A 22,161-nucleotide genomic window follows, 5' to 3' on the forward strand; every position below is an offset into this window, starting at 1 on the left:
CATCATTGCGCGGGCGGATTGGCTTTCTCCACGACCGCCTTGAGATTGCGAAGCCCGGTTTCAAAATCACCGCCCAGCGCGCTGTCGAACATCAACCCGGCCCAGCGGTCGAAAATGCCGTTGAGCGGCGCATCGAACCGCCATGTGACGCCCGTGCCGCCCAGCACCGGCGCCAGTGACAGGGTGGTGACGGCCTTGCCCCTGCTGCCGAAATCGATGGTGCTCACCACGCGTTCGTTGTCCTGCACATCGGTGATGGTTTGCGTGCCGGAACCGACATTGGGATTCTTTGAAACCCAGCTCATCGTCTGGCCCGCGCCGCTGTCAGGCCCGCCATAAGTGTAAGTTGTGGCAGGATCGATCCCGGCCCACGGCGACCATTCATTGAAGCGCTTGAGCGAGCTTGCCACCGCGAAGATCTGCGCCGGCGTGGCGGAGATCACCGTGAAGCGTTCCACATGCGCTTCGCCGGGCAACACATAGGCCCCGCCCGCCACGATCACCAAGAGCGCGAGCGCGATTCCGACAATCCATTTCACCAGCCGCTTCATCTCAGCTCTCCCTCTGCACGTTGAAACCCCGCCCGCGTTCCGCGAGCCACATGGCCGCAAGGCCCAGCGAACACAGCAATGCGAATCCCGACACCAGCGGGATCACCGTGCCATCATAGGATTGGCCGATGTAAGTTCCGAGCGGCAGGCCGAAGATCGTCTGCGCGAAGCTCACGATTGCCGCACCCACGCCCGCCACCTCGCCCAACGGCTCCATGGCCAGCGCCTGAAGATTTCCAAACAGGATGCCGACGCTGAAGAAACTGACGGCGAGATAAAGCATGGTGAGCCACAGCGGCGGCACGCCGTTGAACGCAAAGGCCACGGGCAGGAAGATGATCGACGCGCCCGCCACCCCTGCAAATCCGGCCAGCGTCATCTTCTGCATGCCGAAACGCTCCACCAGCCAGCCATTGGTCAACAGCGCCGCGCCGATGGCAAGCGCCAGCGTGGAGAACAGCAGCACGAAATAAATGCCCATGTCATAGGTCTGCTGGAAAATCTGCTGGGCGGAATTGAGATAGCCGAGGAAGGCCCCGAACAGAAGCCCGCCCGCCACGATATAGCCGATGGCGACGCGGTTTTTCAGCACCGTCATTGCAGCACCGAACAGCGATGAAAGCGAAAGCACCATGCGCCTGTCTTTCGGCAGCGTCTCCGGCTGGCGGAGCGTGAACCACAGCGCCGACATGGCGGCGAGGACGAGATAGAGCAGGAAGGTCGTCCGCCATGTCGACACCAGGAGAATGCCCTGCCCCGCCAATGGCGCCAGGATCGGCACGATGATGAACACCGTGCCGATGAACGACATGATGCGCGCCATCGGCGCGCCTTCATAAAGATCGCGCACCAGCGCCGTCATCACCACGACGGGGATCGACGCGCCGAAGCCCTGCATCACCCGCGCGATCAGCAGCACCTCGAAGCTCTGCGCCATGTATCCGAGGGCACTTCCCAGCGCATAGACGATGAGGCCGCCGATAATCGCCGGGCGGCGGCCATAAGCGTCAGACGCAGGGCCACCGATGATCTGCCCGAAGGCCATGCCGAAAAACATGGCAGAAACCAGCAGCTGGATGCTGTTGCCCGATGCCACCGAAAGATCACGCGAGATCGCCGGAAAGGCAGGCAGCAGGGAATCGATGCTGAGCGCATCGAGCGCCGTCATCAGTCCCATCAGCGGAATGAACTCCGCGAGGGAGAGCATGGTGTTGCGCATCGATTGAGTCATGCGGGCGGGATAGACGACGCCCCTCTTCCGTTCAACCCTTGCCCGGACCATTGCGTGCGGGCTAGAACATCGACGTCTGGTGCCGGTTGCAGAACCGGAGAATCGGGAACGCGGTGAAACCCCGCGGCGCGCCCAGCGCTGTAAGGCGGATGGGGCGGCAAGGCCACTGGCGCAAGCCGGGAAGGCGCCGCCTCAAACGAAGCCGAGCCAGAAGACCGGCCAGACAACACGGCAATCCCGCGTGGACGGCGGGCTTGCGGACTGCCGTGTTGAAAGAGCCGCCAATGCCCGACCTTTCGCCTGCCGCCCCCTTTTCAGATGACGCGCGTGACGCCGTCTACCGCGCCATACTCACCCGCCGCGATGTGCGGAGCCAGTTCCAGCCACGGCCCATTCCGCCAGGGGTGCTGCACCGCCTCCTTGATGCGGCGCATCACGCGCCGTCCGTTGGCTTCATGCAGCCGTGGAATTTTCTGGTGATCGCCGAGCCTCGCGTGAAGCAGCGGGTGGCCGATGCGTTTTCAACCGCCAACACCGAGGCGGCTCATCTGTTCGCTGGCGAGCGGCGGGAGCTTTACTCCCGCCTCAAGCTCCAGGGCATCACCGATGCGCCGCTCAACCTCTGCATCACCTGCGACCGGGAGCGCGGCGGGCCGGTAGTCTTGGGCCGCACCCACAACCGCGACACCGATCTCTACAGCACCGTCTGCGCCGTGCAGAACCTGTGGCTCGCCGCGCGCGCGGAAGGCGTGGGCGTCGGCTGGGTGAGCATTTTCCGCGACGCCGAACTGCGCGCCATCCTTGGCCTCCCCGGCCATGTGGTGCCCGTCGCCTATCTCTGCCTTGGCTATGTGGATGAGCTTTATGCCGAGCCTGAGCTGGCAACCAAAGGTTGGCGCCAGCGCCTGCCGCTCAAGGAGCTTGTCTTCATGGACCGCTGGGGAAATTCCGCCTAATGTGCGCGCCGCAGCGCCAAAGGATTTTATCGTGAATTCCCCCATCTTTACGTCCGATTTCAAGGCCCGCCCCTTCTGGTGGGAGGCCTTCACGCCCCAATCCCTTCCCGAAATCCCGGTTCCCAAAGAAGCGCGCGTGGTGATCGTGGGGGCGGGTTATGCCGGGCTCAATGCGGCGCTGGAGCTTAACCGCGAGGGCATTGACTGCGTGGTGCTGGACGCCAGCGAACCGGGCTTCGGCGCATCGACGCGCAACGGCGGCATGGTGTCGGGCGGTGTCAATGTTGGCAAGCGCTACATGGCAAAGGCGCTGACCGAAGAGGAATCCGCGCCCTATCTCTCCGACGCCGCCGATGCCTTCGGCATGATCGAGGATCTGATCGCCCGCGAAAAGATCGATTGCGGCTGGACGCGCGCAGGATACTTCCTCGGCGCCTGGTGCAAGAGCCATTTCGACGGCATGGCCAAGAAGGTCAGCACACTGAACAAATATGCGAAGTCCGACGCCTATCTGGTGCCGCCGGAAAAGCAGCGCGAGGAAATCGGCTCGGACTATTACCGGGGCGGCATGGTGGTGGGCCGCGCCGCCCATCTGCACCCTGCCCTGTTCTACAAGGGCCTGCTCGACCTCTGCGTGAAGCGGGGCGTGGCCATCGCATCGAAAACGCCAGCCACCAAGATCACACAAAGCGGAGCGGGCTGGCAGGTGCAAACGCCGCGCGGCACGATCCAGGCAGGCGATGTCATCATCGCCACCAATGGCTATACCGGCGATGTGACGCCGGACCTCAAGCGCCGCGTGGTGCCGGTCGGCTCCTACATCATCGCAACGGAAGAACTGTCTCCCGATCTCGCCGCATCGCTAAGCCCAAGGAACCGCTCCTTCGCCGATACGCGCCGGGTGCTCACCTATTACCGCCTGTCACCCGACAGGAAGCGGCTGATCTTCGGCGGCCGCGCCAAGTTCGGCCACACCGATCCGGTGGAGACGGCGCCCATCCTCCATCAGTTCATGACTGACCGTTTTCCGCAGCTCAAGGGCACCAAGATCACCCATGCGTGGACGGGCAATGTGGCCTTCACGCTGGATGAGATTCCCCACATGGGGAAGTTCAACAATCTGCATTATGCGCTGGGCTGCAACGGCTCGGGCGTCGCCATGATGAGCTATTTGGGCCACCAGACGGCGCGCAAGATCGCCGGCAAGGTGAACAGCGTCTGCGCCTTCGACCGGCCGGAATTTCCCGATCACCCGCTCTATACCGGCAACACATGGTTTCTGCCATGGATCGGCCGCTACTTCCGCACGAGGGATTGGATGGACAGGCGGTTTAACTAAAGCGCTAACTCTTCGATTTCATTTCATGCTCCGTCATTCCCGCGCAGGCGGGAAACCCGCTTTGATGCCACGCATTTTCGCTTGAAAGCGGGGTCCCCGCCTGCGCGGGGATGACGATTTTGTTGAGGTTTTAAGCCTTCGCTCGATACTTCCCGCTCGCAATTTTGTGTCCGGCGGGCTTATCGCTGAGGAGCGATTGAAACAACCACGCCTTCACCGATGATCCCTGCCTCCCAAAGAAAGAAATTTTGCGCCGCGGTGATCTCTTGAAAGCCTTCGCGGGAGAGAAAGATCATCCCCAATCTTCGCCTGCTGCCCAGCGCCATGGATTGGCCGGCCAGGAAAAATCTTACATCCCAACCTTGGAATGGAGGTTGATTTCCGGTGGTTAACGGACAGCCGTAGCCGGGAGGAATTGGTGTTTTTCTGCTACTAAGGTGGGACGGGTAGAGATAAATATCTGCGATGAGATCGGGAACGAAATTATTTTCGCGCTTCGCCCATTCTATCATTTCATCACCTTCACGCCCCTGCCCTCGCCGCCGAAATAGACGGCGTCCAGCGCCGTCGCGCGCAGCATGGCAAGGGCTTGCTCGACCGTTTCGATGATGGGCTGGCCCGGGCCGTTGAAGCTGGTGTTCAGCACAAGCGGAAGGCCGGTCAACGCCTCGAACTGTTCGAGAATTGAAAACAGCGCGCCGTCTTCGCGCTCCACGGTCTGCACGCGGCTGGTGCCATCGGCATGGATGACGGCGGGAATGCGGGAGCGCTTGTCCTCCGGGCAGGTGTAGGTGAAGAGCATGAAGGGCGATGCTTCAGGCCCGCGCGTGAACCAGTCCCGCAGGCGGTGGGCCAGAACGGCCGGCGCGAAGGGCCGCCATGCCTCGCGGCCTTTCACGACATTCACCCGCGCCCAGTTTGCACCCTGCGATGGATTGGCAAGAATGGAGCGATGGCCAAGCGCGCGCGGGCCATTCTCTGAGCGGCCCTGAAAAATGCCGATGATCCTGTCATCCCTCAGCATCCGCGCGGCATCGGCAGGCCAATCCTCAAGGGGCGTTATAGTCAATCCGGTGGCGGACGCGGCTGCGAGTTCCGCCAGAACATCATGCGCCGGTCCCATCATGGCATGGGAACTCAGCCGCGCCTTGCCGTCCGCAGCCCTGCCGTTGTTCATCAGTGCATGATGGAGATATTGCGCCGCCCCCAGCGAAATGCCGCCATCCTCGCAATGCGGCTCGATGAAGACGCTGGAAAAACCGAACTCGTCATGGACCAGCGTATTGGCCGGGCAATTGAGCGCCACGCCTCCGGACAGGCACAGCGAATCCGCAAGCAATCCGGCAGTTTTGAACGCCCCATGCACCGCCCTGGCCGCAGCCAGAATGCTGCGCTCGACAACGGCCTGAGCCGCCGCCGCGATCTCATTGGCGGCAGGTTCCGGCAAAGCATGGCGGTTACCAAGCTGGCGGATATCCAGCCCCGCACGCTCAGCCGCCGCGCGAAGTGCCGTCACCAGTTCGGGGAAAAAATCGGTCTGCGGCGTCCAGCCCGGCAAGCGCGATTGAGCGAAACGCGCCCAATCTTCCTCCGTACCCGGAGGAACAGCATCCGCGAGTTGCCCGCTGCCATAGCCGGAAAGCCCCATGAGCTTGCCAGCACCGCCCATCAGGCCCAACCCCAGAAACTCCGCCACCGTGTCGTAGAACTGGCCGTTGTCGAGATAATGCGGCCCCACCGCTTCGATCCGGCCCCCGTGGCCCCGGAACACCATGCCCGCATCCGCGCCATAGCCGCCATCATGGGTGATGATCGTCGCCTCATCGAAGGGTGAGGCATAGAAGGTTGAAGCGGCATGGCAGGTGTGATGGTTGACGAACACGCCCGGAAGCTCACGCCCGGCAAGGCGCACCTTCAGGGGCATGTGCATCACGGCGCGCTCCACTCCGGCGGTGATGAAGGCGGCCATGCGGGCCTGCATTTCTGCCAGTGTGAAAGGTTGTTGCCACAGCAGCGGGCCAACCAGCGGCGAGAGATGCATGAACATGCACCAGTCGCGGTGCGTCTCCGGCGGAATGCGCCAGAAACCTTGCAACTCTTCAACGAAACCCTTCACCCAGCCGGGCTGCCTGTCGCCCCGCCGCACGATGCTGCGCAGGAGGTGGCTCTTGCCCGGAGCGATGACATTCTGGAATGACGGATCAGGGCTGACCGACTCTGCCGCGGAGAAGGACAGATAGTCCCAGTCATCGACAAGGCCCGGCACGATCTGCGTCGCCGTGAAAGCCACCTGCGTGACATCGGCGGCCGAAACGCCAGCCTCCCGCAGCGCCCGTTCGACCGTATCGCGGTCAATGCCATAGTGATGGCGGATGCCGGTCTGCCGCTCGCGCAGGATATGGGCGGCAACCCTGCCATCCACCAGCACCGAGGCCGCACCATCATGCCCCGCCGAAACCCCCAGAATGATGCTGCGCCCGCTCAACCCGTCCTCACCGCAATTGACTCGGTTTCACTATAGAGCCATTCCCGGCCCATGTATTTCCAGTCTTCACGCCTCATCGCGCGCCGCTTCATGGTCGCTGACCTTGCCGGCTTCATGGACATACGGAACGACCCTGACGTGGCGCGCTACCAGTCATGGGAAAGCTATACGCTGCCCGAGGCAGAGGCCTTTCTGAAGGACATGGACGCGAAGCAGCCCGGCGATCCCGGCTGGTTCCAGTTCGCCCTCACGGCATCGGGCGCATTCATCGGCGATCTGGGTTTCCGCATTCTAGATGACCCGCGCCTCGCCCAGATCGGCTACACCATTGCAAAACCGCACTGGGGCAAAGGTTATGCCACAGAAGCGGTGAAGGCGTTTCTGGATTATGCCTTTGCCGCCTTCCCGCTGCACCGGATCACCGCCTCTGTCGATCCGCGAAACACCGCCTCCTGCCGCGTTCTGGAAAAAGCAGGCTTCCGCCGCGAGGCGCTGTTTCGCGAAAGCGAATGGTTCAGAGGGGAATGGGCGGACGACGCAATCTACGCCCTGCTCCGCGCCGGTCACACGCAGCGGGCCGGGAACACCCAGACATTGGACACATAACGCGCCTCGCCCACCGCTTGCGATGTCTGCCGGTCGGTGCAGGCGAAATAGCGGAGGCTGGAGGTGCCAAGCTGCACGGCATCCTTGCCCTGCTTCGGCCCCATGCCGGAGACGCGCATGTCAAAAGCGTTGCTGCCGGAGTTGAAGCTGAAATCCAGATGATAGGTCTTGCCGTTGTAGAAGATCGGCTCGGAGCGCGATTTCCGCTGCTCCTGCACCGCCGTCTCATTGGTGATCTTGATGTCGTTGGAGGTCTTGCAGCCGGTGAGAGCGGCGGCGGCGCAAATCATCAGAAGGGGTGTCGCAAATCGCATGGCCGCCTTATGCCCGCGAAGCCTCGACCGGGCAAGGCTTCCGTCCTATAGAGCCGCCATCATGACCAGCTTCGATCCCACCTCCCTTCTCACCGCCCGTACCCAATCCGCCGATGAAGGCGCCATCATCCGCATGGCGCAGAAATCCCGCGATCTCCGCGCAAAAGGGCAGGATGTGGTGAGCCTCACCGTGGGCGAGCCCGATTTCGACACGCCGCTGAACATCCAGGAGGCGGCGACCAAAGCCATGCGCGAGGGCTTCACCCATTATTCGCCGGTGGCCGGCATTCCCGAACTCCGCGCCGCTTTGTCGAAGAAGCTGAAGGATGAAAACGGCCTTGACTATTCGCCCGCCGAAATCTGCCTCACCAACGGGGCCAAGCAGGCGATTGCCAATGCCGTGCTGTCGCTGATCGATCACGGCGACGAGGTGATCATGCTGGCGCCCTTCTGGGTGTCCTATGAAATCACCGTGCGCTTCGCGGGCGGCACGCCGGTGATCCTGCATGCCTCGGTGGATGAGGATTATAAGGTTCCCGCCAAACGCATCGCCGCAGCGGTAACGCCCCGCACCAAGCTGTTGATCCTCAACTCGCCCTCCAACCCCACGGGCGCCGTGTGGAACCGCGCCGAACTGGAAGAGATCGCGGCCATCGTCAAGGCGCATCCCCGCATGATGGTGCTGTCGGATGAAATCTACGAATACATCATGTTCGGCGGCAAGATGGTGTCGATCGGATCCTTGCCCGGCATGAAGGAGCGCACCATCACCGTCAACGGCTTCTCCAAGGGCTTCGCCATGACGGGCTGGCGGCTGGGCTACACCGCCGCCATCGAGCCGATCACCAGGGCGATGATGCGCATGCAGGGCACCATCACCACCGGCGCCAACCAGTTCGTGCAGCGCGCCGCACTGGAAGCGCTGGCCGGCCCCCGCGATGACGTGGAGCACATGCGCCAGCGTTATCAGCAGCGCCGCGACATGGTGCTGAAAGGTCTCCGCGCCATTCCCGGCGTGAAGATCGGCGATATTCCCGCCACCTTCTATGCCTTCCCCGATGTTTCGGCACTACTCGGCAAAAAGGCTGGAAACCACGTGATGGATACCACCGACCGTCTGTGCGACTGGCTCGTGGAAGAGCATGGCGTGGCGACTGTGCCCGGCACCGCCTTCGGCGCGCCCAACTCCATCCGCCTCTCCTTCGCGGCGAGCGAGGCGGATCTTGAAAAAGCCCTGACCCGCATCGCTGCGGCCCTTGGCTCGCTGCAGTGAAAGAGCTCTCAATCCGCTGGGCGGACAGCAATCGTCACGGCCGGCGGCCGGATTTTTTCATTTCAGGCCGTTCGCTGTGGAACATGGTCGAGCGCGCGGGGCACGGTCTTGTTCCAAGAACGGGAACAGCGTCCGTGCCGGTGGATGCGACAGTCAGACAGCAGCTTCTTCTGGAGCGGCCTGATGCGCTCGAAGCCGGGCGGGTTGCTCTTTATGTTTGCTCCCAATGCGGCGGCTATGATTGCGGCGTCATCTCCGCCCGGGTTACGCGTGAAGATCACCAGTTCATCTGGAGTGATCTTGGTGTTGAAAGGCCAGGCGAACTGCAAGAGGTTCCCTTCATCCCGCTGACGAACATCGGCCCTTTCAGGTTTGCGGAAGGGAATTATCGCGCGGCGCTTGAAACCCGTCTCGAATGAGAAAGGGCCGCATTGCTGCGGCCCTTGGGGTTTCTTCTCTGATTATTCCGCTGCTTCCTTGAGGGGCGGCAGGTCTTCGATTTCGGGCTCGGGCGGAGGCGCCACCTTGGCGGCCCGCGCCGCTTCCTTTTCCGCCTTCGCGCGATCCTTCACCGCCTGCGGACGCCGGTCTGCCGCGATAAAGGAATAGATGGCGGGGGTGATGAACAGCGTGAACATGGTGCCGATGCCCATGCCCGCGGCAATCACCACACCGATGTCGAAACGGCTGTGGGCGCCCGCGCCATTGGCGACCAGCAGCGGCGTGACGCCGATCACCATGGCGGCGGTGGTCATCAGGATGGGGCGAAGGCGCGTGGCCGCCGCTTCCTTGATGGCCTCATACTTGTCGAGGCCCTTCTCTTCCTGGAGCTTGTTGGCAAACTCCACCATCAGGATGCCGTGCTTGGCGATCAGGCCGATCAGCGTCACGAGGCCGATCTGCGTATAGATGTTGATCGTGCCGGAGCCGAGGTTGATTGGCGGATTGTTCTGCATCGCGCCGTTGATCTCGCCCAATATGAACAGCACGAACAGGGCGCCGAACACGGTGGCCGGCAGGCCCACCAGAATGACCAGCGGATCGCGGAAGCTTTCGAACTGTGCCGCGAGCACGAGATAGATCAGCAGCAGCGCGAAGGCGAAGACGATGGCCAGCGCATTGCCTTCCTTGACGAGCTGGCGGCTCTCGCCCTTGTAATCAACGTTCATGCCCTGCGGCATGATCTCGCTCGACTTCTTCTGCAGGAAGGCCAGCGCCTCGCCCACCGTGTGGCCGGGGAACGGCACGCCCTGCAGCGTCGCGGCATTGAGCTGCTGGAATGTCGCCAGCGTGTTGGGCTGCACGGAATGATCGACCGTGATGAAGGCCGACAGCGGCACCATCGTGCCATCCGTCGCGCGGATGCGATAGCTCAAAATCTGGTCGGTGGTCGAACGCAACGAGCGCGGCACCTGCGCAATCACTTCATAGGAGCGGCCCTGCACCGTGAAGCGGTTCACATTGTTGCCGCCCAGAAGCGTTGCCAGCGTGGCGCCGATATCCGACATGGTGACGCCCAGCTTGTTGGCGCGGTCCTTGTCGATCACGAATTCGGCTTGCGGTGTTGCGAAACGCAGATCGGCGTTGGCGAAGATGAAGAGCCCGCTCTTCATCGCCTCGTTCTTCAGCGTGTCGAGCGTCTCGGCCAGCCGCGAATATTCACCGGGATAGGTGAGCACGAATTCAACCGGCAGGTCGCCCGCGCCCACTGGAATCGCCGAGGGCGCCGTGGCGAAGATGTTGACGCCCGCCACCTGTTTGAACTTCGGCTGCAACTCCGCCATCACCGAAAGATCGGAGCGCGTGCGCTGCTCCCACGGCTTGAGGATCAGGCCCATGAAGGCGCCATGCGATGTCGGGAAGCCGTCAATAGCGAAGAGGTTCTGTTTCTCCGGCACCGCCATCATCGTCTTGGTGAGCTGGTCGGTGTAGGTCGTCAGATAATCGAGGTTCGTATGTTCCGGCGCATTGACGAAGGCGAACAGCACGCCCTGGTCTTCGTTGGGCGCAAGCTGGTTCTGGATGGCGGAATAGAGAATGCCCGAGAGCACAATGGTCAGCGCCGCAATCCATGCGAACACCGCGCGCTGGCGGATCGTACCGTCGAGCCTGCGGCGATAAAAACGCTGCAGCTTGCCGAAGGTGTTTTCAACCAGACGGCCGAACCAGCTTTGATGCTCATGCGATTTCAGCAGCTTCGAGGTCATCATCGGGGATAGAGTCAAGGCGATGATGCCCGAAACAACCACGGCTCCCGCGAGCGTGAGCGCGAATTCGCGGAACAGCGCGCCGGTGAGGCCGCCGATGAAGGCGATCGGCGCATAGACGGCGGCCAGCGTGATGGTCATGGCGATGACCGGGCCGGTGATTTCCCGCGCACCCCGCAACGCCGATTCAAAAGGCGTCAGCCCTTCCTCGATGTGGCGGTGGATATTCTCCACCACCACGATGGCGTCGTCCACCACGAGGCCGATGGCCAGCACCAGCGCCAGAAGCGTGAGCAGGTTGATCGAATAACCGAGCGCCACGAGAACCAGCGCCACGCCCACCAGTGACAGCGGGATGGTGACAACCGGGATCAGCGTCGAGCGCAGGTTGCCGAGGAACAGGAAGATCACCACGATGACGATGACCGCCGCTTCGCCCAGCGTCTTGGCCACTTCCCAGATCGAGGCGTTGATGAACTCCGTCGCGTCATAGGCGATGTTGGCGGTGAGCCCGTTCGGCAGGCCGCGCTGCACTTCCGGCATCGCATCGCGCACCGCCTTGATGACTGTCAGCGGGTTGGCGTCGGGCGACGACTGGATGCCCATGAACACAGCCTTGAGGCCGTCAAAGTTCGAGCGGGAGTCGAAATTCTCCGGCCCCAGATCGACCTTTGCCACCTGGCCCAGGCGGATCACCGTATCGCCGCGCGTGGCGATCACGATATTCTCGAACTCCTCGGGCGTGTCGAGCGAGGTCTGGGCGTTGATGTTGGTCTGCGTGAAATCGCCTTTGATGGTGCCGGCGGCGGTCGTGAAGTTGTTGGCGGCCAGCGCGTTGCGGATGTCGAGCGGGGTGATCGACAGCGCCGCCATCTTGTCGGGATCGGGCCACACGCGCATGGCGAAGGTCGAACCGCCGAGGATTTCCGCCGCCGCCACGCCGTTCACCGCCTGGAGCTTCGGCTGCACGACGCGGTTGAGATAGTCGCTGATCTGCGGCGACGTCATCTGCTCGCTCTTGAAGCTGATGTACATCAGGTCAAAGCCGGAGCCGGTGGTGCGCTTGACGATCGGGTCGTTGGCGTCGCTGGGCAGAATGCTTTTGACTTCGTTGACCTTCGACAGCACGTCGGCCAGCGCCCGGTCGGCGTTGGCGTCAAGCCTGAGCTTGAGGGTCACCACCGAGGCGTTCTGCGACGAGGTGGATGAAATGGTGTCGACACCTTCCGTCGACGCCACGGCCTGCTGGATCGGCGTGGTGATGAAGCCCTTGATCTGGTCAGCGTTGGCGCCCGGATAGGTGGTGGTGATTTCGATCTTGGTATCCGACACATAGGGGAACTGCCGGATGGGCAGCTTGAACACCGCCTGCAAACCGGCCAGCAGGATAAGCAGGCTCACGACCGTGGCAAGTACCGGCCGGCGGACGAAAATATCGGTAAAGTGCATGTGCGCAGTTCCGCCCTATTGAATGGTGTCGGTCTTGGTGATCTTGAGCGCCACCGAATTGTCGATCCTGACCATCGATCCCTGGTCGATCTTGTTCTGCCCGACAGTCACCACGTGATCGCCTTCCTTGAGGCCGCTCAGGATGGAAATCTGCCCGTTGCGCACCGGCCCGACTTTCACGAAGTGGCGTTCGATGTCGTAAACCTTGTCGGTAGAACCGGCGGGCGGCGACTTGGCTGGAACGGCGACAAAGACGTTGTCGCCATAGAGCGAAAAGACCACGGCCGTCTGCGGCACGGTCATCACCTGCTCCGGCGTGCCCGCATCAACCAGTATATTCGCATACATGCCGGGCAACAGCTTGCCATCGGGATTATCCAGCGTGGCGCGCACGGTGATCATGCGGGTGGAGTCCGACATTTTTGAATCGGTGGTTTTCACCGTGCCCTTGAAGGATTTATCGGGCCAGGCGTTAAACGTGGCCGTGACCGGCTGGCCATCCTTGATGCGGCCATAGTCGGCTTCCGTAACAGTGAAATCGGCATAGATCGGATCGGTCTTCTGCAGCCACACGATCTTCTGCCCCGGCGCGACGTAGCTGCCGAGCGAGATGGACCTGAGGCCCACCGTGCCATCCCATGGCGCATAGATATATTTCTGGTCAATCAGCGCTTTCGCCTGATCGGCCTGCGCCTTCAGGCTGTCGCGCTGCGAACGGAGCTGGTCAATCTCGGTGCGCGGCGCCAGGCCCTTGTCGGCCAAGCCCTGACGGCGATCAAGGTCGCTCTGCGCATTGGCGAGCTGCGCTTCGAGGCTGCGCAACGTCGCATCGGCGGTATCATGGTCAAGCTCGACGAGCAGGTCGCCCTTCTTCACCTTCTGGCCGGAGTCGAACTGGATTTTCTGCACCACACCGCCGATCTGCGGCGTGATGTCGATGCCGTCCGTCGCCACCAGCGTGCCGATGCCGGAAATCTGCGGCTGCCACGTCTCCATCTTTGCATCCGCGGCGGACACGGTTTCAACCGGCTTCGGCGCGCTGCCAATGATACCGGCGATCATCTTCGGCTTGAAGATAAAGGCATAATAATAAAGCCCACCCGCGAGGCCGCCCAGGATGACGGTGGCGAGGATCAGGTAAAGAAAGCGGCGGATCATCAATCAGGCTCCGTTATTCAGCGGCATGGGCGGGGGCTTCGGCCACCAGTTCCGCCCGTTTGCGTTCAAGGTATTTGACCGAGGCCGACATCACGGCCTCACCATATCCGGCGATGAAGGCAGCACCCGCCAGCTTCTGCGGCACACATTCGCAGGCGTGGATGCGCCCAAGGTCGGAGCGCAGATTGGCAAGCTGCCGGTCAATCGCCCCCAGCATGACATCAGGCGTCACGAATTCTGTCAGCAGCATCTGGAACAGGAATTCCGATTTGAACTTATCGCGCGCCGGCGGCGCGGAAATCGACTGCTGCAGCATCTTCCGCCCGGCCTCGGTGATGGCGTAGATTTTCTTTTCCGGCTTGCCGCTTTTCTGTTCGGCCCGGACCGTCAGATAGCCCTCGGCGAGAAGCTGGGTGAGTGCTGGATAGATCGATCCGAAACTGGCATCGATGAAGTGGCTGAACATGCCCTCCTCGATTTCCTTCTTGATCTCATATCCGCTGGCCTCCCCAAGGGTGAGGACGCCAAGGCACAGGGTTCTGACGTTCATCTTCTACTCGTCCGCTATATTCCGCTCGGGAATATATCGTTCCGGTATAGAGTCAACCGGTTTTTGATTTTCCGGTCAAATTGCAACCACCACTGAACAAGCCTCGCAAAGAGCGGAAAGCAGCGTGACTTTCTGCCAATTGATAGTGACTTCCACTGAAAAATAGCGCTCAGCAAGTGACTATCAGCTTCCCGGTTGGCTTGTGCATTGCCCAAAGGCCGTTTAAGAGACAATGCAGACAATAAAATTGGCAGCGTTAAAGCGGCCATAGGGGCAAACAGGAAGGGGGAGTGGATGGAGTATTTTCTCCAGCAGCTCATCAATGGAATCACACTCGGCTCGATCTACGGGCTCATCGCCATCGGCTATACGATGGTTTACGGCATCATCGGCATGATCAACTTCGCCCATGGAGACGTCTTCATGGTCGGCGGTTTCGTGTCCCTCATTGCCATCGTGGCGATGGGCGTCAGCGGCAATTCCGGGCTGGCCTTCACCATCCTCGCCCTGCTGCTGGTGGTGCTGATCGCCATGATCATCGCCGCCGCCTACAATTGGACGATCGAGCGCGTCGCCTACCGCCCACTGCGCGGTTCCTTCCGGCTGGCCCCGCTCATCTCCGCCATCGGCATGTCGATCGTGCTGGAGGAATTCGTCCGTATCGCCCAGGACGGCCGCCCCAAGCCCCTGCAGCCGATCGTGACGGGCGGCTTTGAATGCGCCGGGGGCCTTCGTGGTGCGCCTCTCCAACATGCAGATCATCATCATCGTCACCACCCTGGCGCTGATGGCCATCTTCACCGCCATCATTACCCGCACCTCGCTTGGCCGCGCCCAGCGCTCCTGCGAGCAGGACATGAAGATGGCTTCGCTGCTGGGCATCGACGTGAACAAGACGATCTCCATCACCTTCGTCATGGGCGCGGCTCTGGCCGCCGTCGCCGGGCTGATGTTCTTCCTCTATTACGGCGTCACCGATTTCCGCGTCGGCTTCCTGGCGGGCGTGAAGGCCTTTACCGCAGCCGTTCTGGGCGGCATCGGATCGCTGCCCGGCGCGATGATCGGCGGCATCATCATCGGCCTCGTGGAAGTCTTCTGGTCGGCCTATTTCTCGGTGGAGTACAAGGACGTCGCCGCCTTCGCCATGCTGGCGGCGGTGCTGATCTTCCTGCCGCAGGGCCTCCTCGGCAAACCTGAAGTGGAGAAGGTCTGACGCATGGCGGGTGCTCCGAAATCCACCGCCGTCATGGCTGACTCCGGCAAACAGGACGCAGCCTCGATCATCAAGGATCTGGTGTTCACGGCGATCCTCGCCACGGTGATCCTCGGCCCCATCGTCGGCCTCAAGACCGTGGCGGCGACCGGCACGCTGGCGCTGCAGACGCGCTGGGGCTGGGTTGCCATTCTTGTCGGCATCGTCGTTGCGGGCCGCCTGTTCTTCCATCTCGTGTCATGGAACAAACCTGCAGCAGCAAAGCCCGCCAAGGCCGCCAGCGCCACCGGCCCGAACTATGGCCGCTTCGTGGGGCCTGCCCTCCTCCTGTTCGCCATCGCGCTCCCCTTCCTCGCCAGTCTCACCGGCACGCGCGAACGGCAGATCATGGACCTGTCGATCCTCATTCTCACCTACATCATGCTGGGCTGGGGCCTGAACATCGTCGTCGGTCTCGCAGGGCTTCTCGACCTCGGCTACGTCGCCTTCTATGCGGTGGGCGCTTATACCTACGCCCTGCTTTCGACGGTGTACCTTCCGGCGTGGTTCGGCGATGGCATCATCCCATGGGCCTTCTTTATCACGCTTCCCCTCGCGGGCATCCTCGCCGCCCTGTGGGGCGTAATCCTCGGCTTCCCCGTATTGCGCCTGCGTGGTGATTATCTCGCCATCGTGACACTGGCGTTCGGCGAAATCATCCGCGTCATCCTCATCAACTGGGTGGATTTCACCGGCGGCCCGGCGGGCATCGGCAACATCCCCCGGCCCTCCTTCTTCGGCCTGCCCTTCACGGCGGGCGACGATGGCTTCGCGGCCTTCTTCGGCCTTGAACACAAACCGATCTACCGCATCGACTTCCTGTTCTATGTCATTCTCGTGCTGGCGCTCATCACCAATCTGGTGACGCTGAGGCTCCGCAAGCTGCCCATCGGCCGCGCCTGGGAGGCGCTGCGCGAGGATGAGATCGCCTGCCGCTCGCTTGGCATCAACACCACGTCCACAAAGCTCACCGCTTTCGCCACCGGTGCGCTGTTTGCGGGCTTCGCCGGAAGCTTCTTCGCCACACGGCAGGGCTTCGTATCGCCGGAAAGCTTCGTCTTCATGGAATCGGCGATCATCCTCGCCATCGTGGTGCTGGGCGGCCTCGGCTCGCAGATCGGCGTGGTCGTCTCCGCCATCGTCATCATCGGCACCTTCGAGGCGTTCCGCGAAATGGACTTCCTCACCGCCGTCATGCCGGAAGGCTTTGACCCCGTGCAGTACCGCATGCTGTTCGTGGGCATCGCCATGGTGCTGATCATGCGCTGGAAGCCGCGCGGCTTCGTGACACGGCGTGACCCGACCGTCTATCTCAAGGAGAAGAAAGCCGTCTCCGCCGATCTCGTCGCCGAGGGCCACGGCTGATGACTGTGCCTCTGCTTCGTGTCGAACACCTGACCATGCGTTTCGGCGGCCTCACGGCTGTCGGCGATCTCTCGTTCAGCGCCAACAAGAATGACATCACGGCGCTGATTGGACCCAACGGCGCGGGCAAGACGACGGTGTTCAACTGCATCACCGGCTTCTACAAGCCCACCGAAGGCAGCATCATCCTCACCCATGACGACAGCAAGGAATTCCTCCTTGAACGGATGGATGACTTCCGCATCGCCCGCCATGCGCGCGTGGCCCGCACCTTCCAGAACATCCGCCTCTTCGCCGGCATGACGGTTCTGGAAAACTTGATGGTGGCGCAGCACAACGCGCTGATGAAGGCTTCGGGCTTCACTTTCTTGGGCCTCTTCGGTTCCGCCGGATACAAGCGGGCCAGCAAGGAAGCGGTGGAGTTTTCCAAATACTGGCTGGAAAAGATCGGCCTCATCGACCGCGCCGACGATCCGGCGGGCGAACTTCCCTATGGCGACCAGCGGCGGCTCGAAATCGCCCGCGCCATGTGCACGAAGCCTCTCCTGCTTTGCCTCGATGAACCGGCGGCTGGCCTCAACCCGCGCGAGTCCGACGCGCTGAACCGCCTGCTCCTCGACATCCGCAAGGAACAGGGCATCGCCATTCTGCTGATCGAGCATGACATGAGCGTCGTCATGGGCATTTCCGACCACATCGTGGTGCTCGACTACGGCGTCAAGATTTCCGACGGCACCCCGTCGCATGTGAAGAATGATCCCGCCGTCATCCGCGCCTATCTGGGTGTGGAGGATGAAGAGGAAGTCGATCTCGCCGTGGGAGCAAAGCCATGAGCGGGGCCATGCTTGAGGTTCGCGGCGTTGAAACCTTCTACGGCAAGATCCAGGCGCTGAAGGGCATCGACCTTGACGTGAACAAGGGCGAGATCGTCACCCTGATCGGCTCGAACGGCGCCGGCAAATCCACCCTGATGATGACGATCTGCGGCACGCCCCGCGCCCGCTCCGGCAGCATCACCTTCGAGGGCAAGGATATCACCCAGACGCCCGTGCATGAGATCGTGCATCTGGGCATCTCGCAATCCCCCGAAGGCCGCCGCATCTTTCCGCGCATGACGGTGGAGGAAAATCTCCAGATGGGCGCCACCGTCTCCAAGCCCGAATTCTACGAGCAGGATCTGGCGCGCGTCTTCGGCATGTTTCCCATTCTCGAAAAGCGCCGCAGCCAGCGCGGCGGCACGCTCTCGGGCGGCGAACAGCAGATGCTCGCCATCGCCCGCGCGCTGATGGCGAGGCCCAAGCTCCTGCTGCTCGATGAGCCCTCGCTGGGCTTGGCGCCGCTGATCGTCAAACAGATCTTCGCCGCCATCAAGGAACTGAACGAAAAGGAAGGCCTGACCGTTTTCCTCGTGGAACAGAACGCCTTCCATGCGCTGAAGCTCGCCCACCGCGCCTATGTGATGGTGAACGGCAACATCACCATGACCGGCACCGGCCGCGAGCTGCTGTCACGGCCTGAAATCCGCGCCGCCTATCTCGAAGGGAGCCATTGAACATGCAGCTCTTCGTCGAAGACAAGCTCTCGGTGTTCATCATCATGACGGTCATCCTCGGCGGCGGCGCTGCCTTTCTCGCCGGCCGCAGCCTGGCCAGCAAATGGCGGCCCATGCTCTCCGCCGTCCTCTATATGATCCCGCTGGGAATGGCGCTGCGCTTCTTTCATTACGCGCTGTTCAACGGCGACCTCCTGTCTCTCCATTATTTCATCACCGACACGCTGGTGCTGATCGCCGGTTCCCTGCTGGGCTACCGCCTCACCCGCGTGAAGCAGATGGTGACGCAATATCCCTGGGCGTGGGAGCGCGCGGGGCCCTTTTCATGGAGGGCCAAATCCTCAACTTAAATTCGGGAAAAGGCCATTTTCTGGCCCTTCCCAATCGCACGTCTTTGGGCCTAGACTTTCGCCCCAAGGGGTGCGCAAACCCCGAAGACCAGACGGTCAAGAAACTCAAGGGAGACTTCGAATGAAGAAATATCTGTTGTCGGGCATCGCGCTTGGCTTTGCCGCCGCGCTCTCCGCCTCGACGGCGCTGGCCGATGTCAGCATCGGCGTCGCAGGCCCGATCACCGGCGACTATGCCTCCTTCGGCGAACAGCTCAAGAAGGGCGCCGAGCAGGCCGTTGCCGACCTCAACGCCAAGGGCGGCGTGAACGGCGAGAAGATCGTTCTCGAAGTGGGCGACGACGCCTGCGATCCGAAGCAGGCCGTGGCGGTTGCCAACCAGATGGTGTCGAAGGGCATCAAGTTCATGGCCGGCCACTTCTGCTCCGGCTCCTCGATCCCCGCTTCGGCGATCTATGCCGAAGAAGGCATCGTGCAGATCACCCCTGCGTCCACCAACCCGAAGTTCACCGAACAGGGCCTGTGGAACACCAACCGCGTCTGCGGCCGTGACGATGCGCAGGGCGTTGTCGCCGGCAACTTCCTGGCCAAGCATTACAAGGACAAGAAGATCGCCATCCTCGACGACAAGTCTCCCTATGGCAAAGGCCTCGCGGATGAAACCCGCAAGGCGCTGAACGCCGCGGGCGTCAAGGAAGTGATGGACGAGTCCTACACCGCCGGTGAAAAGGACTACACTGCCCTCGTCTCCAAGATGAAGGAAGCGGGCATCGACGCCGTGTATCTCGGCGGCTATCACACCGAAGGCGGCCTTATCCTGCGCCAGATGCGTGAACAGGGCATGGGTGCCCAGATGATCTCGGGCGACGCGTTCAACACCGAAGAGTTCTGGACCATCGCCGGCCCCGCCGGTGAAGGCATGATCTTCACCTTCGCGCCCGAACCCCGCAACAACCCGGCCGCCAAGGACGTGGTGGATGAGTTCAAGAAGGTTGGCTACGATCCGGAAGGCTACACCCTCTATGCCTATGCCGCGATCCAGGCCTGGGCCCAGGCTGCCGATGCGCTGAAGAGCACCGACGGCAAGAAGATCTCGGAATGGCTGCGCGCCGGCAACACCGTTCACACAGTGCTGGGCGACCTGCAGCTGAACGAGAAGGGCGACATCAAGGACGCCAAGTACGTGTTCTACAAGTTCCACGACGGCAAGTACACGGAAGACGATACCCTCAACTAAGCCTGGGATTTTTCCCATGCCGGAAACCCGCGCGAACCACTTCGCGCGGGTTTTCTTTTTCGCAAGCCCCGCATACGGCTGTTGCGGCAAGGCCCATGAGGCTTTACGGATCGCAGCATGAAACCGATTGCCGCCCTGCTCTGCGCTGCCCTGCTGCTGGCCCTGCCCGCGCGCGCCGATATCCTGATCGGCACGGCAGGGCCGATGAGCGGCGCCAACGCCAGCTTCGGCGAGCAGATGCGGCGCGGCGCGCAAAGAGCTGTCGATGATTACAATGCGTCGGGCGGCCTATCCGGCCAGCCTTTGTCACTCATCGCGTCGGACGATGGGTGCGAGCCGCGCAAGGCCGTGGATGTGGCGACCGATTTCGTGTCGAAGGGCGTGAAACTGGTGGCGGGCCATTTCTGCTCAGGCGCTTCGGTGCCGGCTGCCAAGGTTTACAATCAGGCCAACATCCTGATGATTTCGCCCGCATCCACCAATCCCAAGCTGACGGATGCCGGCTTGTGGAATGTCTTCCGCGTCTGCCAGCGTGACGACGCCGAAGGCACCTTCGCGGGCAAATATATCGCCGCGCATTACCGGGACCAGAAGATCGCCATTCTGAATGACAAATCACCCTCTGGCGCGGCGCTGGCCGCAAAGGTGCGGCAGGCCCTCTCGGCCGCCGCAATGACGCCGGTGATCGATGAGACCTACACTCCGGGCGCCAAGGACTATGGCGACATCGCCGTGAAGCTCCGGAATTCCGGCGCTGCCGTTCTCTATATCGGCGGCACCTATGTGGAGGCCGGGCTGATCATCCGCGAGTTGCGGGATATGGGCTCGGGCATCCAGTTGATCGGCAGCAACGCGCTCGTCACGGATGAGTTCGGTAACATCGCCAAGGATGCGGCTGATGGCACGCTGATGAGCTTTGCCGCCGACCCGCAGCGGGGCGATGCCGCCAAGGCTGTGCTGCAGCATTTCGCGAATGATGATTTCCAGCCGGAAGGCTATACGCTGAATGCCTATGCCGCCGTGCAGGTGTTCGTGCAGGCGGCGGAAGCGACAGGCGGCACCGATGCTCACAGGATCGCCGACTGGTTGCATGCCGGAAACCGCGTGCAAACAGTTCTTGGAAACATCGGCTTCGATGCCAAAGGCGATTTGCTGGAGCAGCCCTTCGTGTGGTTCCGCTGGACGGATGGGCGCTATGTGGAAGCGCCAGATGTGCATTGACGGCGGCTTCGCCTTGACCCACCATCACCCCTTCTCAGCGGGATAATCCCATGAGCGCCTTCTTCGTCCAGATCAAATGTGAACTCGGCAAATCCTACCAGGTGGCCACGGCCATCGCCGACAGCGAACTGGCATCGGAAATCTATTCCACCGCAGGCGGTTACGACCTTTTGGTGAAGTTTTACCTTGACGAAGCCGAAGACGTGGGGCGCTTCATCGCCGAGAAAATCCAGCCCATTGCCGGCATCAGGGACACCTATACGATTATCACCTTCCAGGCTTTCTGATGCGGCGGCTTGCCCTCGCCCTTCTGCTCTGCCTGTGCCCGGTAATTGCCGAGGCCGCGGATGGCGCGCAGTTCCAGGCCTTGGGATTTTCGCCTGACGCCCGCTATTTCGCCTTCGAGCAGTTCGGCATTCAGGACGGCTCGGGGTTTTCCTATGCCGATGTTTTCATCATCGACACCGAGAAGAACGAATGGGTGAAGGGATCACCCATCCGCGAAATGACGGAAGATGAGTCGGGCAAATTGGGCCTCTCGCATGCCAGGGCGCTTGAACGCGCCGCTCCATTGTTGAAATCGGCTGGCATCACCGAACCGGCGGAACTCCTCGCCGCCTTCCCCGCCACGCAGGTGGGCTTGCCGCGCAACATGGTGAAATTTGACCGCTACTACAACAGCACGGGCGGCGGCGCGGAGGACGGAACCGCCAATGCGGAAATCCGCATGGAGCTGGCCCTGTCCACGGCGGAGGTGGCAATACCGGAAAACTGCAAGGCCTATGAAGAGCCCGTGAAAGGCTTCACCCTCACCATGAAACGCGGTGAGCAGGCGCAGCCCGCTACCGTTCATTCCGATGCGGCGCTCCCCGCCTCGCGCGGCTGCGCCCTGGGTTACGACATCGCCGCCGTCTATGGCCCGAGCGGCTATCCCGAAACCCGCAGGCTGGTGGCGCTGATCGCCGTCTACACGCGCGGTTTCGAGGGCCAGGACCGGCGCTACATCGCCGTTCCCTTCGCCGACCCTTGAGCATTTGCAACGGCGGCTGATCGTTTGTAGAAGCG

At 62.0% G+C, this 22,161-nt stretch carries 20 protein-coding genes, 2 pseudogenes and 1 riboswitch; of the genes and pseudogenes, 14 read left to right on the forward strand and 8 right to left on the reverse strand.

Annotated elements, in window-relative coordinates; genetic code table 11:
* Window positions 1-2: 2 nt before the first annotated feature.
* Both QM694_RS04915 and QM694_RS04920 read right to left on the reverse strand, forming a co-directional pair.
* Window positions 3-551 carry an SRPBCC family protein gene (locus tag QM694_RS04915; RefSeq protein ID WP_415005837.1) on the reverse strand — a complete coding sequence of 183 codons (549 nt, stop codon included), beginning with the start codon at window positions 549-551 and terminating at the stop codon, window positions 3-5.
* Between the two features lies 1 nt (window position 552).
* The gene (locus QM694_RS04920; protein WP_415005838.1) at window positions 553-1,770 is read right to left on the reverse strand and encodes a multidrug effflux MFS transporter; all 1,218 of its coding nucleotides are present in this window, start codon (window positions 1,768-1,770) and stop codon (window positions 553-555) included.
* 72 nt (window positions 1,771-1,842) lie between these two features.
* Window positions 1,843-2,021, forward strand: a riboswitch (cobalamin riboswitch).
* Between the two features lie 45 nt (window positions 2,022-2,066).
* Here QM694_RS04920 and bluB point away from each other — a divergent pair.
* Window positions 2,067-2,738, forward strand: coding sequence for a 5,6-dimethylbenzimidazole synthase (gene bluB / locus QM694_RS04925; protein ID WP_415005839.1), 672 nt, complete (start codon window positions 2,067-2,069; stop codon window positions 2,736-2,738).
* Between the two features lie 31 nt (window positions 2,739-2,769).
* Window positions 2,770-4,077 (forward strand): NAD(P)/FAD-dependent oxidoreductase, encoded by a 1,308-nt coding sequence (locus tag QM694_RS04930; RefSeq protein ID WP_415005840.1) that lies wholly within the window; start codon window positions 2,770-2,772, stop codon window positions 4,075-4,077.
* Window positions 4,078-4,256: 179 nt separating this feature from the next.
* On the opposite strand, the gene QM694_RS04935 is transcribed toward QM694_RS04930, so the two are convergent.
* Together QM694_RS04935 and QM694_RS04940 are read right to left on the reverse strand one after the other, a co-directional pair.
* The gene (locus QM694_RS04935) at window positions 4,257-4,589 is read right to left on the reverse strand and encodes a hypothetical protein (protein WP_415005841.1); all 333 of its coding nucleotides are present in this window, start codon (window positions 4,587-4,589) and stop codon (window positions 4,257-4,259) included.
* Entirely contained in the window at window positions 4,586-6,562 is a 1,977-nt protein-coding gene (locus QM694_RS04940) for a carbamoyltransferase C-terminal domain-containing protein (RefSeq protein ID WP_415005842.1), read from the reverse strand. The genes QM694_RS04935 and QM694_RS04940 overlap by 4 nt, the downstream gene beginning before the upstream one ends.
* A 51-nt stretch (window positions 6,563-6,613) precedes the next feature.
* Between QM694_RS04940 and QM694_RS04945 the strand changes: the two genes are divergently transcribed.
* Complete coding sequence (locus tag QM694_RS04945; RefSeq protein ID WP_415005843.1) at window positions 6,614-7,168, forward strand: GNAT family N-acetyltransferase; 555 nt, start codon at window positions 6,614-6,616, stop codon at window positions 7,166-7,168.
* Here the strand turns inward: QM694_RS04945 and QM694_RS04950 are convergent.
* On the reverse strand, window positions 7,126-7,482 hold the full coding sequence (locus QM694_RS04950) for a hypothetical protein (RefSeq protein ID WP_415005844.1): 357 nt from the start codon (window positions 7,480-7,482) through the stop codon (window positions 7,126-7,128). The genes QM694_RS04945 and QM694_RS04950 overlap by 43 nt on opposite strands.
* Between QM694_RS04950 and QM694_RS04955 the strand changes: the two genes are divergently transcribed.
* Window positions 7,481-8,755 (forward strand): pyridoxal phosphate-dependent aminotransferase, encoded by a 1,275-nt coding sequence (locus QM694_RS04955; protein ID WP_415005845.1) that lies wholly within the window; start codon window positions 7,481-7,483, stop codon window positions 8,753-8,755. The genes QM694_RS04950 and QM694_RS04955 overlap by 2 nt on opposite strands.
* A gap of 83 nt (window positions 8,756-8,838) precedes the next feature.
* On the forward strand, window positions 8,839-9,174 hold the full coding sequence (locus QM694_RS04960; RefSeq protein WP_415005846.1) for a hypothetical protein: 336 nt from the start codon (window positions 8,839-8,841) through the stop codon (window positions 9,172-9,174).
* 42 nt (window positions 9,175-9,216) lie between these two features.
* Here the strand turns inward: QM694_RS04960 and QM694_RS04965 are convergent, their stop codons facing one another.
* Genes QM694_RS04965 through QM694_RS04975 form a run of 3 tightly spaced genes read right to left on the reverse strand, consistent with a single transcriptional unit; the run spans window position 9,217 to window position 14,119 of the window.
* Window positions 9,217-12,411 carry an efflux RND transporter permease subunit gene (locus QM694_RS04965; protein WP_415005847.1) on the reverse strand — a complete coding sequence of 1,065 codons (3,195 nt, stop codon included), beginning with the start codon at window positions 12,409-12,411 and terminating at the stop codon, window positions 9,217-9,219.
* Window positions 12,412-12,426: 15 nt separating this feature from the next.
* Window positions 12,427-13,569 carry an efflux RND transporter periplasmic adaptor subunit gene (locus QM694_RS04970; RefSeq protein ID WP_415005848.1) on the reverse strand — a complete coding sequence of 381 codons (1,143 nt, stop codon included), beginning with the start codon at window positions 13,567-13,569 and terminating at the stop codon, window positions 12,427-12,429.
* 13 nt (window positions 13,570-13,582) lie between these two features.
* Window positions 13,583-14,119 carry a PadR family transcriptional regulator gene (locus QM694_RS04975; protein ID WP_415005849.1) on the reverse strand — a complete coding sequence of 179 codons (537 nt, stop codon included), beginning with the start codon at window positions 14,117-14,119 and terminating at the stop codon, window positions 13,583-13,585.
* Between the two features lie 294 nt (window positions 14,120-14,413).
* Between QM694_RS04975 and QM694_RS04980 the strand changes: the two are divergent.
* The 9 genes and pseudogenes from QM694_RS04980 to QM694_RS05020 all read left to right on the forward strand — a co-directional run bounded on the left by QM694_RS04980 (window position 14,414) and on the right by QM694_RS05020 (window position 22,126).
* Window positions 14,414-15,332: pseudogene (locus QM694_RS04980) on the forward strand (ABC transporter permease subunit).
* Between the two features lie 3 nt (window positions 15,333-15,335).
* Complete coding sequence (gene livM / locus QM694_RS04985; protein WP_415005850.1) at window positions 15,336-16,736, forward strand: high-affinity branched-chain amino acid ABC transporter permease LivM; 1,401 nt, start codon at window positions 15,336-15,338, stop codon at window positions 16,734-16,736.
* Window positions 16,736-17,560: pseudogene (locus QM694_RS04990) on the forward strand (ABC transporter ATP-binding protein); the annotation flags it as partial. The gene livM and the pseudogene QM694_RS04990, both read left to right, overlap by 1 nt.
* 5 nt (window positions 17,561-17,565) lie before the next feature.
* The gene (locus QM694_RS04995; RefSeq protein ID WP_415005851.1) at window positions 17,566-18,288 is read left to right on the forward strand and encodes an ABC transporter ATP-binding protein; all 723 of its coding nucleotides are present in this window, start codon (window positions 17,566-17,568) and stop codon (window positions 18,286-18,288) included.
* Between the two features lie 2 nt (window positions 18,289-18,290).
* Window positions 18,291-18,638: a DUF6867 family protein gene (locus tag QM694_RS05000; RefSeq protein ID WP_415005852.1), complete on the forward strand. Its 348-nt coding sequence runs from the start codon at window positions 18,291-18,293 to the stop codon at window positions 18,636-18,638.
* Between the two features lie 121 nt (window positions 18,639-18,759).
* Window positions 18,760-19,875, forward strand: a complete 1,116-nt coding sequence (locus QM694_RS05005; RefSeq protein ID WP_415005853.1) for a branched-chain amino acid ABC transporter substrate-binding protein — start codon at window positions 18,760-18,762, stop codon at window positions 19,873-19,875.
* Between the two features lie 117 nt (window positions 19,876-19,992).
* Window positions 19,993-21,096, forward strand: coding sequence for a branched-chain amino acid ABC transporter substrate-binding protein (locus QM694_RS05010; protein WP_415005854.1), 1,104 nt, complete (start codon window positions 19,993-19,995; stop codon window positions 21,094-21,096).
* Window positions 21,097-21,146: 50 nt separating this feature from the next.
* Entirely contained in the window at window positions 21,147-21,383 is a 237-nt protein-coding gene (locus QM694_RS05015) for an Lrp/AsnC ligand binding domain-containing protein (RefSeq protein ID WP_415005855.1), read from the forward strand.
* On the forward strand, window positions 21,383-22,126 hold the full coding sequence (locus tag QM694_RS05020; RefSeq protein WP_415005856.1) for a DUF2259 domain-containing protein: 744 nt from the start codon (window positions 21,383-21,385) through the stop codon (window positions 22,124-22,126). Before QM694_RS05015 ends, QM694_RS05020 begins: the two co-directional genes overlap by 1 nt.
* The last annotated feature ends 35 nt before the right edge of the window (window positions 22,127-22,161 follow it).

This window comes from Aestuariivirga sp., from assembly GCF_047602625.1.
GTDB lineage: Bacteria > Pseudomonadota > Alphaproteobacteria > Rhizobiales > Aestuariivirgaceae > Aestuariivirga.

Coding starts and splice junctions, on each gene's coding strand:
- QM694_RS04915 (WP_415005837.1), bottom strand. CDS start 551: ATGAAGCGGCTGGTGAAATGGATTGTCGGAATCGCGCTCGCGCTCTTG.
- QM694_RS04920 (WP_415005838.1), bottom strand. CDS start 1,770: ATGCGCAACACCATGCTCTCCCTCGCGGAGTTCATTCCGCTGATGGGA.
- bluB (WP_415005839.1), top strand. CDS start 2,067: ATGCCCGACCTTTCGCCTGCCGCCCCCTTTTCAGATGACGCGCGTGAC.
- QM694_RS04935 (WP_415005841.1), bottom strand. CDS start 4,589: ATGATAGAATGGGCGAAGCGCGAAAATAATTTCGTTCCCGATCTCATC.
- QM694_RS04945 (WP_415005843.1), top strand. CDS start 6,614: ATGTATTTCCAGTCTTCACGCCTCATCGCGCGCCGCTTCATGGTCGCT.
- QM694_RS04955 (WP_415005845.1), top strand. CDS start 7,481: ATGGCCGCCTTATGCCCGCGAAGCCTCGACCGGGCAAGGCTTCCGTCC.
- QM694_RS04950 (WP_415005844.1), bottom strand. CDS start 7,482: ATGCGATTTGCGACACCCCTTCTGATGATTTGCGCCGCCGCCGCTCTC.
- QM694_RS04960 (WP_415005846.1), top strand. CDS start 8,839: ATGGTCGAGCGCGCGGGGCACGGTCTTGTTCCAAGAACGGGAACAGCG.
- QM694_RS04965 (WP_415005847.1), bottom strand. CDS start 12,411: ATGCACTTTACCGATATTTTCGTCCGCCGGCCGGTACTTGCCACGGTC.
- QM694_RS04970 (WP_415005848.1), bottom strand. CDS start 13,569: ATGATCCGCCGCTTTCTTTACCTGATCCTCGCCACCGTCATCCTGGGC.
- QM694_RS04975 (WP_415005849.1), bottom strand. CDS start 14,119: ATGAACGTCAGAACCCTGTGCCTTGGCGTCCTCACCCTTGGGGAGGCC.
- livM (WP_415005850.1), top strand. CDS start 15,336: ATGGCGGGTGCTCCGAAATCCACCGCCGTCATGGCTGACTCCGGCAAA.
- QM694_RS04995 (WP_415005851.1), top strand. CDS start 17,566: ATGAGCGGGGCCATGCTTGAGGTTCGCGGCGTTGAAACCTTCTACGGC.
- QM694_RS05000 (WP_415005852.1), top strand. CDS start 18,291: ATGCAGCTCTTCGTCGAAGACAAGCTCTCGGTGTTCATCATCATGACG.
- QM694_RS05005 (WP_415005853.1), top strand. CDS start 18,760: ATGAAGAAATATCTGTTGTCGGGCATCGCGCTTGGCTTTGCCGCCGCG.
- QM694_RS05010 (WP_415005854.1), top strand. CDS start 19,993: ATGAAACCGATTGCCGCCCTGCTCTGCGCTGCCCTGCTGCTGGCCCTG.
- QM694_RS05015 (WP_415005855.1), top strand. CDS start 21,147: ATGAGCGCCTTCTTCGTCCAGATCAAATGTGAACTCGGCAAATCCTAC.
- QM694_RS05020 (WP_415005856.1), top strand. CDS start 21,383: ATGCGGCGGCTTGCCCTCGCCCTTCTGCTCTGCCTGTGCCCGGTAATT.